The sequence below is a fragment of the Paenibacillus hexagrammi genome, assembly GCF_021513275.1.
Lineage (GTDB): Bacteria > Bacillota > Bacilli > Paenibacillales > NBRC-103111 > Paenibacillus_E > Paenibacillus_E hexagrammi.
The window spans coordinates 6,538,144-6,549,944 of the sequence record NZ_CP090978.1; the positions used below are offsets into that span (position 1 = coordinate 6,538,144).

Below are 11,801 nucleotides of genomic sequence, written 5' to 3' on the forward strand. Positions count from 1 at the left end.
TCCGTCTTATTCACTTGTGGATTTGTACGGAATGCTCGGTGGGAGGATTATCCGCTAATACCACTAGGGAGGATTTAAAATGCCAAAACACGGTAAAAAATACCGCGAAGTAGCTCAGTTGATTAATGCTGAGGCTGCATACGAACCGGCAGAAGCGATTGAGCTTGTAAAAAAGACAGCTCCTGCTAAATTTGATGAAACTGTTGATATCGCAGTTCGCCTGGGTGTAGACCCAAGGAAACAAGACCAAGCCGTTCGTGGCGTCGTTGTACTGCCGCACGGAACTGGTAAAACAAAGCGTGTTCTCGTTTTTGCAAAAGGCGAAAAGGCGAAAGAAGCAGAAGCAGCTGGCGCGGATTTTGTCGGCGACCAAGACATGATCAATAAAATCCAACAAGGTTGGTTTGAATTTGATGTTTGCGTAGCTACTCCAGATATGATGAGCGAAGTTGGTAAACTGGGTCGTATCCTCGGGGGTAAAGGTTTGATGCCGAACCCGAAAGCGGGTACAGTTACTTTCGACGTATCGAAAGCTGTTCAGGAGATTAAAGCTGGTAAAATCGAATACCGCCTTGACAAACAAGGACAAATTCACGCTCCGCTCGGTAAAGTATCCTTCGATGCTGATAAGTTGGCTGAAAACTTTAAGGCATTGGTTGATGCCCTTGTAAGAGCGAAACCTGCGGCTGCTAAAGGTGTATACCTGAAAAACATCGCAATTTCCTCCACTATGGGACCAAGTGTACGTGTAAATGTGCAATCCTTCAGATAAGAAAAAGCTGTCAGTTGACTTCTGTCGCTGACCGTGATAATCTATCTAAGGTCTTAAAAGTGAATAGTAAACCGTAGACAGTAGGTGCCCATAGGGCTTAATTTCCTACCGAGGTGTTATGATAAATCGAACGATTTCTTTGTACATCAGAGAATAGCGATCACATCATGCCTTCGTAGATTCTACGAAGGCATTTCTTGTTTTAATAAGAAATGATGGCCTGCTGTTTGCGGAAGCGTAAGATACAAATGCTTAAGAAGTGAGGTGTACTATGGCAAACGCGAAAATTCTTGCAGAGAAAGAACAAGCTGTCGCTGACGTAACCGAGAAGCTGAAAGCTAGCTCCTGCACAATCGTAACAGATTACCGCGGTTTGAACGTAGCTCAAGTAACTCAGTTGCGTAAATCCCTGCGTGAAGCTGGAATCGAATTTACGGTTCTCAAGAATACATTAGCACGTCGTGCTACTGCAAACGCTGAGCTGAGCGAATTGGATGAGTTCCTTACTGGACCTACTGCCATTGCTTTCAGCAAAGACGATGTAGTCACTCCTGCTAAAATCTTGACTGAATTCGCTAAGAAGAATGATAAATTGAACGTAAAAGCTGGCGTTGTAGAAGGTCGCGTCGTTGGTTACGATCAAATTAAAGCTCTTGCGGACCTGCCTTCCAAAGAAGGTTTGCTCTCCATGTTGCTTAGCGTTCTTCAAGCTCCTGTTCGCAACTTTGCTCTTGCTGTTAAAGCAGTTGCAGAGAAAAAGAAGCTGAAGGTCAAGCTTAATCAAGTTTTACAACCACTAAATTTAATGATGATAATGGAGGTTTAACCATGAGTAACGCACAAATCTTGGAAGCCATCAAAGGCATGACTATTTTGGAACTGAACGATCTGGTTAAAGCAATCGAAGAAGAATTTGGCGTAACTGCAGCAGCTCCAGTAGCTGTAGTAGCAGGCGGAGCAGCAGCAGTTGAAGAAGCTCAAACTGAGTTTGACGTAATCTTGACTAACGCTGGTGCATCCAAAATCAACGTAATTAAAGTTGTTCGTGAAATCACTGGTCTAGGTTTGAAAGAAGCAAAAGACCTGGTAGACGGCGCTCCTAAACCAATCAAAGAAAAAGTTGGTCAAGAAGAAGCAGAAGCTGTCAAAGCAAAACTTACAGAAGCTGGCGCTACTGTAGAAGTGAAGTAATTGATCGACAAACCAACCTCTTGAAGTTAGACTTCAAGAGGTTTTTTTGGTAAAAGGAAAGCCGGTCAAATGGCTTGAGTGGTTTTCCTTTTGGTGAAAAAAGGAGGGGGTCAAACATGTCGGAGCATTATTATACCAAACAGCCTTCCACACGGCATGACGTTCAAACCATTCGTGAAACCCTGCGCGGGAGGACCTTTACGTTTCAAACGGATGCGGGTGTTTTTTCGAAGAATAGTGTCGATTACGGAAGTAAGCATCTCATTGAGATGATGGACATTCAAACCAACGATAGAGTACTTGATGTTGGATGTGGGTATGGACCGATCGGATTAACAGCGGCAAGCTTGTGCCCTGAGGGGCATGTCGTTATGGTGGATATCAATGAAAGAGCTATTGAATTAGCAAAGCAAAATGCGGCTGCTAACGATATTCGCAATGTGACAATTGTGCAGAGTGATTTGTTGGAAAAAGTCAAACACGGTCGGTTTACTGTTATATTGACGAATCCTCCAATTCGAGCTGGAAAAGAAGTAGTGCATCGAATTTTTATGGAAGCATATGAATGCTTGGATCCAGGGGGGCACTTTGGGTGGTTATTCAAAAAAAGCAAGGGGCTCCCTCTGCAATGGCTAAGCTGGAATCCATCTATGCAGAAGTGACTGAGGTCTCTAAGGATAAAGGATATCGAATTCTTAAGGCGATAAAGCTTTAATTCCTATTATCGTCGTCAAATCGTGGGAATTTGTTTGACTTGACAAATCTGATGTGGTATTATAAAGAAATGTCAGTATTAAGATGGGACACATGTCTTTAGTTAACAAAAATGTCAAGTATTTTTTCTTCCAGTTATGAATAAAATTTTAATCTATAACGTATATTGTTGGAATTTTAGGCAACTCTAACAGGATGAGAAGAAATATGTGGAAAAGTCTTTATGAACAACAGAGAAAAACCTCCATCCATACAGTCGCTTAATTCGGACGGGCTCCAGATTGGAGACGTCCTGAGTGTACGTCGGTAGAAGGTTTTCTTCTTTCTTTTTATTTATTGAGTAGACTTGAGGGGTGAATGAAAGTTGGCGGGACATCTTGTTCAATTTGGACGACGTAAACGCAGGACTTATGCACGGATTAATGAGGTGCTGGGCATTCCGAACCTGATCGAAATCCAGCAAAAATCGTATGAGTGGTTTTTGGAAGAGGGACTTAGAGAGATGTTTCAGGATATCTCCCCTATTCAGGATTTCACAGGGAACCTGGTGCTAGAATTTATCGATTATAGCTTAGGAGAGCCTAAGTATTCAGTCGATGAATCCAAAGAACGTGACGTGACTTATGCGGCGCCGCTGCGGGTTAAAGTCCGTTTGATTAACAAGGAAACCGGAGAGGTCAAAGAGCAAGAAGTGTTCATGGGGGATTTCCCTATTATGACCGAAACGGGAACTTTTATTATCAATGGCGCGGAGCGTGTTATCGTCTCCCAGCTCGTTCGTTCTCCCAGTGTCTATTATAGCACGAAAGTGGATAAAAACGGCAAAAAAACTTACACAGCAACGGTTATTCCGAATCGTGGAGCATGGCTAGAGCTAGAAACAGATGCGAAGGATATCATTTACGTTCGTATCGACCGTACTCGTAAGATTCCGGTGACGGTTCTTCTGAGAGCTTTAGGTTTTGGTACAGATGCTGAAATCATGGATCTTTTGGGCGACGATGAATATATTCGCAATACGCTCGACAAAGATAACACGGATTCCACGGAAAAAGCATTGATTGAGATTTATGAGCGACTTCGTCCGGGTGAACCACCTACTTTGGATAACGCTAGAAGCTTGCTCGTGGCGCGATTCTTTGATCCGAAGCGCTATGACCTTGCGAACGTAGGTCGTTACAAAATCAATAAAAAGCTTCATATTAAGAATAGATTGTTTAATCAGCGTCTGGCTGAAACATTGGTGGATCCTGAAACAGGCGAAATCATTTGTGAAGCAGGACAATTGCTGGATCGCCGTACGTTGGATGAAATTCTTCCTCATATTGAAAATGGTGTGGGTAATAAAGAGTTTTCTATTCCTAATGGTGTGACAGAAGAGGATAACATTCCTGTTCAGTGCATCAACGTATACTCACCAATTGAAGACGGCAAGATTGTAAAAGTTATTTCTAACGGTCAGATTGATAAGGCTGTTAAGAATATTACACCTGCCGATATTATTTCATCTATTAACTACTTCATTAACTTATTGCACGGTATCGGCAATACGGATGATATCGATCACTTGGGTAACCGTCGTCTTCGTTCTGTTGGCGAGTTGCTGCAAAACCAATTCCGTATCGGTCTGTCCCGTATGGAACGTGTTGTTCGTGAACGGATGTCGATTCAGGATGCGAATGTCATTACACCGCAAGCCTTGATCAATATTCGTCCGGTTATCGCGTCGATTAAAGAGTTTTTCGGAAGCTCCCAGCTTTCTCAATTTATGGACCAAACGAACCCTCTTGCAGAGCTTACGCATAAGCGACGTTTGTCTGCGCTGGGACCCGGCGGTTTGACGAGAGAACGCGCGGGGATGGAAGTTCGAGACGTGCATCACTCCCACTATGGTCGTATGTGTCCAATTGAGACTCCGGAGGGACCGAACATTGGTTTGATCAACTCCTTGTCTACATTTGCCCGCATTAACGAATATGGGTTTATTGAAGCACCGTATCGTTGGGTAGATCCCAAGTCAAGTACAGTAACAGAACAAATCGTTTACATGACTGCGGATGAAGAGGATAACTATGTTATCGCTCAGGCGAACGCTGAATTGACAGAGGATGGCAAGTTCGTAGAAGAATCAATTATCGTTCGTTATAAAGACGATAACTTGACTCTTCCAGTTGAGCGTGTCGACTACATGGACGTTTCGCCAAAACAAGTAGTTTCTGTTGCAACAGCTTTGATCCCGTTCTTAGAAAATGACGACTCCAACCGTGCCCTCATGGGATCGAACATGCAGCGTCAAGCCGTTCCTCTTCTGATTCCGAAAGCTCCTCTGGTTGGTACTGGTATGGAGCATAAGGTTGCCAAGGACTCGGGAGTATGTATTGTGTCCAAATTTGATGGAATTATTGAAAAGGCTGCTGCGAATGAAATTTGGCTTCGCCGTCAAGAAATGGTGGATGGTAAGTTAGTCAGCGGCAATATCGTGAAATATAAGCTTCATAAATTCATGCGTTCAAACCAAGGTACTTGTATCAACCAACGTCCAATTGTGAAAAAAGGTCAAATCGTCAAGGTGGGAGACATCCTTGCAGATGGCCCTTCCACAGAGCAAGGCGAATTGGCGCTTGGACGTAACGTAGTCGTTGCCTTCATGACTTGGGAAGGTTACAACTATGAGGATGCGATCTTGCTAAGCCAAAAGCTTGTTAAAGAAGATGTGTATACATCTATTCATATTGAGGAATATGAGTCTGAAGCCCGTGATACGAAGCTGGGTCCTGAAGAAATCACTCGCGATATTCCGAACGTCGGGGAAGATGCTCTAAAAAATCTTGATGAACGCGGAATCATTCGGGTCGGTGCAGAAATCGGCGCAGGAGATATTCTGGTCGGTAAAGTAACGCCGAAAGGTGTGACGGAGCTGACAGCCGAAGAAAGATTGCTGCATGCGATTTTCGGGGAAAAAGCTCGTGAAGTTCGTGATACGTCACTTCGCGTACCTCACGGTACAGACGGTATCGTCGTAGATGTTAAAGTGTTTACACGTGAGAACGGTGATGAACTGCCTCCTGGTGTTAATCAACTCGTTCGCGTCTATATCGCCCAAAAACGGAAAATATCCGAGGGGGATAAAATGGCGGGACGTCACGGTAACAAAGGGGTTGTGGCGCGGATTCTGCCTGAGGAAGATATGCCGTTCCTACCGGACGGTACACCGGTTGAAGTTGTACTGAACCCTCTGGGGGTACCATCGCGGATGAACATCGGTCAGGTGCTGGAGGTCCATTTGGGCTTTGCCTCCAAACTACTTGGTATTCATGCGGCGACGCCGGTATTTGACGGAGCGCGTGAGTATGACGTGTTCGATACCATGGAAGAAGCTGGTATGCAGCGTAACGGTAAAACCATCTTGTACGATGGACGTACAGGAGAGCCGTTTGAACGCGAAGTAACTGTGGGTGTCATGTATATGATCAAACTAGCACACATGGTTGACGATAAAATCCATGCCCGTTCTACAGGCCCATACTCTCTTGTTACACAGCAGCCATTGGGTGGTAAAGCTCAATTCGGCGGACAACGTTTCGGGGAGATGGAGGTTTGGGCGCTTGAAGCATACGGTGCTGCCTATACACTTCAAGAAATCCTTACAGTTAAGTCAGATGACGTGGTTGGTCGTGTGAAAACATATGAATCCATCGTCAAAGGCGAAAATGTTCCTGAACCAGGTGTTCCAGAGTCGTTCAAAGTTTTGATCAAAGAGCTTCAAAGCTTAGGTATGGATGTTAAGATTCTGTCGGGCAATGAAGAAGAGATCGAGATGAAGGAAATGGACGATGATGATGAAGTCACTAGCGATAAATTAAACCTGAATTTAGAAGGCACCGAATTAGGAGTCGAATAACGGTTTAGCACAATAGATCCAGCATCATTCACTGCAAAGTAAGGTTTAAATTCTTAAAGGAGGGTTGCTCCTTGATGGACGTTAACAACTTCGAGTTTATGAAAATCGGTCTAGCATCGCCCGAAAAAATACGCTCATGGTCCCGTGGGGAAGTAAAGAAGCCGGAAACAATTAACTACAGAACCTTAAAGCCGGAGAAGGAAGGTCTCTTCTGCGAAAAAATCTTCGGACCAACTAAGGACTGGGAATGCCACTGCGGTAAATACAAGCGTGTCCGTTACAAAGGCGTTGTTTGCGATCGATGTGGCGTTGAGGTAACCCGTCAAAAAGTTCGCCGTGAGCGCATGGGCCATATTGAGCTAGCTGCTCCCGTTTCCCATATTTGGTATTTCAAAGGTATTCCAAGCCGCATGGGCTTGGCGTTGGATATGTCTCCAAGATCCTTGGAGGAAATTATCTATTTCGCATCTTATGTAGTAACAGATCCAGGTGACACGCCGCTTGAAAAGAAGCAACTGCTGTCGGAGAAAGAATACCGCAGCTACCGTGAAAAATATGGTTATGCTTTCCAGGCTGGTATGGGAGCCGAAGCTGTGAAAAAGCTTCTTCAAGACATCGATATCGATCGTGAAGTTGAAATGCTGAAAGAAGAGCTGAAGACGGCTCAAGGTCAGCGTCGTAACCGTGCAATTAAACGTCTTGAAGTTATGGAAGCTTTCCGTAATTCAAAAAATATGCCGGAGTGGATGGTGCTGGATGTACTTCCAGTCATCCCTCCAGAGCTTCGTCCGATGGTTCAATTGGATGGTGGACGTTTTGCAACGTCTGACCTTAATGATTTGTACCGCCGTGTTATCAACCGTAACAACCGTTTGAAGAGATTGCTTGACCTAGGCGCTCCGGACATTATCGTGCAAAACGAGAAGCGTATGCTTCAAGAAGCCGTTGACGCGCTGATTGACAACGGTCGCCGCGGCCGCCCTGTAACAGGACCGGGTAACCGTCCACTTAAATCTCTCAGTCATATGCTGAAAGGTAAGCAAGGACGTTTCCGTCAAAACCTTCTCGGTAAACGTGTTGACTACTCCGGACGTTCCGTTATCGTCGTAGGACCAAACCTGAAGATGTACCAATGCGGTCTTCCGAAGGAAATGGCGCTTGAATTGTTCAAACCTTTCGTTATGAAAGAGCTTGTAAATAAAGGTCTTGCTCATAATATCAAGAGTGCGAAACGTAAAGTTGAGCGCGTAAGCCCAGATGTTTGGGACGTTCTTGAAGAGGTAATTAAAGAGCATCCGGTTCTACTGAACCGTGCCCCCACATTGCATAGACTCGGTATTCAAGCTTTTGAACCGATTCTCGTTGAGGGTCGTGCCATTAAACTGCATCCACTCGTCTGTACGGCGTACAACGCTGACTTCGACGGTGACCAAATGGCCGTTCACGTACCGTTATCTTCCGAAGCGCAAGCTGAAGCTCGTGTGCTGATGCTGGCGTCCGGTAACATTTTGAACCCGAAAGACGGTAAACCAGTTGTCACTCCTTCACAGGATATGGTTCTGGGAAGCTTCTATTTGACTACTGATAATAAGTATGCCAAAGGCGCTGGGGCGATCATTCGTACCGTGCATGAGGCTGTTTCGTCTTACCAATCCGGTAAAGCGGCTTTGCACGCACGTGTAGCAATTCCGGCAAGAGCACTTAACAAAACGAGCTTTACAGAAGAACAGCAAAATGCAATGCTAATCACAACAATTGGTAAAATCATTTTCAATGAAATTTATCCGAGTGATTTCCCATACATCAACGAGCCTACTAAGACAAACTTGCTGAACGGTATTCCAGATTCTCACTTTGTATTTGAAAAAGGTGCGGACCTGAGAGCTATCATGCTGGAACGTCCTGAGAATAAGGCTGTGGGTAAGGAATACCTAGGTTCCATTATTGCGGAGTGCTTCCGTAAGTACCACACTACACAAACTTCCATCATTCTGGATAAAATTAAGGAGCTTGGCTTCACGTACTCCACAAAAGCGGGAATTACTGTTGCTGTGGCAGACGTAGTCGTGCCATCTGAAAAAGTGGGCATCCTTAAAGAATGTGAAGAGAAAGTCCGCGTAGTTACAAGCCAATATCGTCGCGGTCTTATCACCGATGAAGAGCGTTATGACCGGGTTATTGCGATCTGGAGTAAAGCGAAAGACGAAATCACAGATATCCTGATGAAGTCTCTAGATAAATACAACTCCATTAACATGATGGTAGAGTCCAAAGCACGGGGTAACAAATCGCAGATTACACAGCTGGGCGGTATGCGTGGTTTGATGGCGAACCCATCAGGTAAGATCATGGAGTTGCCGATTAAATCGAACTTCCGTGAAGGTTTAACGATCCTGGAATACTTTATTTCAACGCACGGTGCCCGTAAAGGTCTTGCCGATACGGCGCTTCGTACAGCAGACTCCGGTTACTTGACTCGCCGACTCGTTGACGTTGCTCAAGACGTTATTGTCCGTGAAGATGATTGCGGAACGGATAAGGGCTTCACTGTAAGCCGTATTCAAGATGGTAAAGAAGTTATCGAGGATCTGTATGACCGTATTGAAGGGCGTTATTCCTTTGAGACGATCCGTCATCCTCAAACTGGAGAGACTATCGTTCAACGAAATGAGCTTATTGAAGCTAATATCGCTGATGCAATTATTAACGCAGGTATTGAGAAGCTTCAAATTCGTTCCGTACTAAGCTGCCGTTCCAGACATGGCGTATGTAAGAAATGCTATGGTCGTAACTTGGCAACTGGACAATTCGTAGAAATCGGGGAAGCTGTTGGTATTATCGCCGCACAATCCATCGGTGAGCCGGGAACACAGCTGACCATGCGTACGTTCCATACCGGGGGCGTTGCTGGAGACGATATTACGCAAGGTTTGCCGCGTATTCAGGAGTTGTTTGAAGCGCGTAACCCGAAAGGGCAAGCGATCATTTCCGAAATCGATGGTATTGTCAAAGATATCCGTGAAGCGAAAGATCGTCGTGAAATCGAAGTTCAAGGTGAAGCTGAATCCAAAGTGTACGCAGTTCCATACGGCTCACGCGTACGTGTGTCGGTTAACCAACAAATTGAAGCTGGCGACGAGTTGACGGATGGTTCGATTGATCCTAAAGAAATGCTCCGCATTAAAGGTATTCGCGGCGTACAGAACTACATTCTTCAAGAAGTACAGCGCGTATATCGTAACCAAGGGGTAGAAATTAACGATAAGCACATCGAAGTTATGGTGCGTCAGATGCTTCGTAAGATCCGTATCGTTGATGCAGGAGATACTACGCTACTTCCAGGATCCTTTGTGGATATTCATGAATATGAAGAGGCCAACAAAGTGGCTCTGTTCGCTGGGAATGAACCAGCAGTTGCAAGGCCTATCCTGCTCGGTATTACTAAAGCTTCCCTTGAAACTGATTCCTTCTTATCAGCTGCATCCTTCCAGGAGACGACTCGTGTCCTGACTGATGCTGCAATTAAGGGTAAAGTCGATCAACTGCTAGGATTGAAAGAGAATGTTATCATTGGTAAGTTGATTCCAGCTGGTACTGGTATGCCTCGTTACCGTAACATTCGCATTACAGATCCTAATGAAGTAGTTGCTCATGACGAAGATATGGAAAAAGAAACGGTAGCAGTCGAATAAGGTTGATACGTTGAGCGGGAAAGCCGTTATTCCATAGCGGTAGTTCCCGCTCTCGTGTTATAAATTTTGTTTGTAGATCATCTGAGTTAAATCTTGACACTGCATGGGCAAAATGCTAATATATCGTAGTGTGCCTAAGTTACTATTCTTTCCTGGGCTTTGGAGGATGAACTTTATGTCTTATGATAAAGTGAAACAGGCCAAGAGTATTAGCATAGGGACGAAGAAAGCGACTAAGATGGTAGAGCAAGGTAAAGCCGTTGAAGTCATTGTTGCTAAAGATGCAGATCCGCGATTGACGATAAAGCTGGTGGCCCTCTGTAAAAGGATGGAAATACCGATTGCCTATGTAGATTCGATGAAACTACTGGGGAAAGCGTGTGGAATTGATGTTGGAGCTGCGGTAGCAGCTGTTGTAAATGAATAGATCCGAAGACGTTTTTGTTCAGGATTCAGGTTTTGGTTTGAATCCATGGCAAAAACTTTCTCTTTGCTCATTTACGACTCGCCTGGATCTGTGGGCTTGCAAGGAAAGAAAGTTTGAACCATTCAGGGAGGAGGTGGCGAAATGCCAACAATTAACCAATTAGTACGTAAAGGCCGTGAAGCTAAGGTTTACAAATCTAAATCTCCAGCTTTGCAAAGAGGTTTCAACGCATTGAAAAGAGAGTCTACTGATTTGAGTGCTCCTCAAAAACGTGGTGTTTGCACTCGTGTAGGCACAATGACTCCTAAGAAACCAAACTCCGCACTTCGTAAATACGCTCGTGTTCGCTTGACTAACCGTGTAGAGGTGACTGCTTACATTCCAGGTATCGGTCATAACCTGCAAGAGCACAGCGTGGTATTGATTCGTGGAGGTAGGGTAAAAGACCTTCCGGGGGTACGTTATCACATCGTACGTGGTGCGCTTGATACAGCTGGTGTTAACAATCGTAAACAAGCTCGTTCGAAATATGGAGCGAAGCGTCCTAAAGTTAAAAAATAAGATCTCTACTATGATAGGGATGATTTCTACAAGAAAGGGGGATAACTATGCCTCGTAAAGGTCCAGTTACTCGCAGAGATGTATTGCCAGATCCGATTTATAATAGCAAACTTGTTACTCGTCTCATCAACCGTATTATGATTGATGGTAAAAGAGGGGTGGCACAGTCCATTTTGTACAACGCTTTTAACCTCGTGAAAGATCGTACAGGTAAAGAGCCGATGGAAGTGTTCGAACAAGCAATTAAGAACATCATGCCGGTTTTGGAAGTAAAAGCACGCCGTGTTGGTGGAGCTAACTACCAAGTGCCGATCGAAGTAAAGCCAGAGCGTCGTACGACATTGGGACTTCGTTGGTTGGTTAACTATTCCCGTCTTCGCGGTGAGAAGACAATGGAAGAAAGATTAGCAAACGAAATTATCGATGCAAGCAATAACACGGGTTCTTCTGTCAAGAAGCGTGAAGATACTCACAAAATGGCTGAAGCAAACAAAGCGTTTGCTCACTATCGTTGGTAGGATTCAGATTCATATATTGAAAGGA

At 44.7% G+C, this 11,801-nt stretch carries 8 protein-coding genes, 1 pseudogene and 1 other annotated feature; all 9 genes and pseudogenes read left to right on the forward strand.

Annotation, left to right across the window (positions count from 1 at the left end):
- Positions 1 to 79: 79 nt before the first annotated feature.
- The 9 genes and pseudogenes from rplA to rpsG all read left to right on the forward strand — a co-directional run bounded on the left by rplA (position 80) and on the right by rpsG (position 11,776).
- The gene (gene rplA, locus L0M14_RS30110) at positions 80 to 772 is read left to right on the forward strand and encodes a 50S ribosomal protein L1 (protein WP_235120075.1); all 693 of its coding nucleotides are present in this window, start codon (positions 80 to 82) and stop codon (positions 770 to 772) included.
- A gap of 53 nt (positions 773 to 825) precedes the next feature.
- Positions 826 to 980: a sequence feature (ribosomal protein L10 leader region), on the forward strand.
- Positions 981 to 1,043: 63 nt separating this feature from the next.
- The gene (gene rplJ, locus L0M14_RS30115) at positions 1,044 to 1,598 is read left to right on the forward strand and encodes a 50S ribosomal protein L10 (RefSeq protein WP_235120076.1); all 555 of its coding nucleotides are present in this window, start codon (positions 1,044 to 1,046) and stop codon (positions 1,596 to 1,598) included.
- 2 nt (positions 1,599 to 1,600) lie between these two features.
- Positions 1,601 to 1,963: a 50S ribosomal protein L7/L12 gene (gene rplL / locus L0M14_RS30120; protein WP_235120077.1), complete on the forward strand. Its 363-nt coding sequence runs from the start codon at positions 1,601 to 1,603 to the stop codon at positions 1,961 to 1,963.
- A 116-nt stretch (positions 1,964 to 2,079) separates the two neighbouring features.
- Positions 2,080 to 2,678, forward strand: a pseudogene (locus tag L0M14_RS30125) (class I SAM-dependent methyltransferase).
- A gap of 363 nt (positions 2,679 to 3,041) precedes the next feature.
- Positions 3,042 to 6,578, forward strand: coding sequence for a DNA-directed RNA polymerase subunit beta (rpoB, locus tag L0M14_RS30130; protein WP_235120078.1), 3,537 nt, complete (start codon positions 3,042 to 3,044; stop codon positions 6,576 to 6,578).
- Positions 6,579 to 6,649: 71 nt separating this feature from the next.
- A complete protein-coding gene (rpoC, locus tag L0M14_RS30135; RefSeq protein WP_311198807.1) occupies positions 6,650 to 10,270 on the forward strand; it encodes a DNA-directed RNA polymerase subunit beta' in 3,621 nt (1,206 codons plus the stop codon).
- 175 nt (positions 10,271 to 10,445) lie between these two features.
- Entirely contained in the window at positions 10,446 to 10,697 is a 252-nt protein-coding gene (locus tag L0M14_RS30140) for a ribosomal L7Ae/L30e/S12e/Gadd45 family protein (RefSeq protein ID WP_235120080.1), read from the forward strand.
- A gap of 141 nt (positions 10,698 to 10,838) precedes the next feature.
- Positions 10,839 to 11,258, forward strand: a complete 420-nt coding sequence (gene rpsL / locus L0M14_RS30145) for a 30S ribosomal protein S12 (protein WP_235120081.1) — start codon at positions 10,839 to 10,841, stop codon at positions 11,256 to 11,258.
- A 47-nt stretch (positions 11,259 to 11,305) separates the two neighbouring features.
- Positions 11,306 to 11,776 carry a 30S ribosomal protein S7 gene (rpsG, locus tag L0M14_RS30150; RefSeq protein ID WP_235120082.1) on the forward strand — a complete coding sequence of 157 codons (471 nt, stop codon included), beginning with the start codon at positions 11,306 to 11,308 and terminating at the stop codon, positions 11,774 to 11,776.
- The last annotated feature ends 25 nt before the right edge of the window (positions 11,777 to 11,801 follow it).

Bases quoted from the DNA above. Each gene is read 5' to 3' on its own strand.
- rplA (WP_235120075.1), top strand. From the start codon at position 80: ATGCCAAAACACGGTAAAAAATACCGCGAAGTAGCTCAGTTGATTAAT.
- rplJ (WP_235120076.1), top strand. From the start codon at position 1,044: ATGGCAAACGCGAAAATTCTTGCAGAGAAAGAACAAGCTGTCGCTGAC.
- rplL (WP_235120077.1), top strand. From the start codon at position 1,601: ATGAGTAACGCACAAATCTTGGAAGCCATCAAAGGCATGACTATTTTG.
- L0M14_RS30140 (WP_235120080.1), top strand. From the start codon at position 10,446: ATGTCTTATGATAAAGTGAAACAGGCCAAGAGTATTAGCATAGGGACG.
- rpsL (WP_235120081.1), top strand. From the start codon at position 10,839: ATGCCAACAATTAACCAATTAGTACGTAAAGGCCGTGAAGCTAAGGTT.
- rpsG (WP_235120082.1), top strand. From the start codon at position 11,306: ATGCCTCGTAAAGGTCCAGTTACTCGCAGAGATGTATTGCCAGATCCG.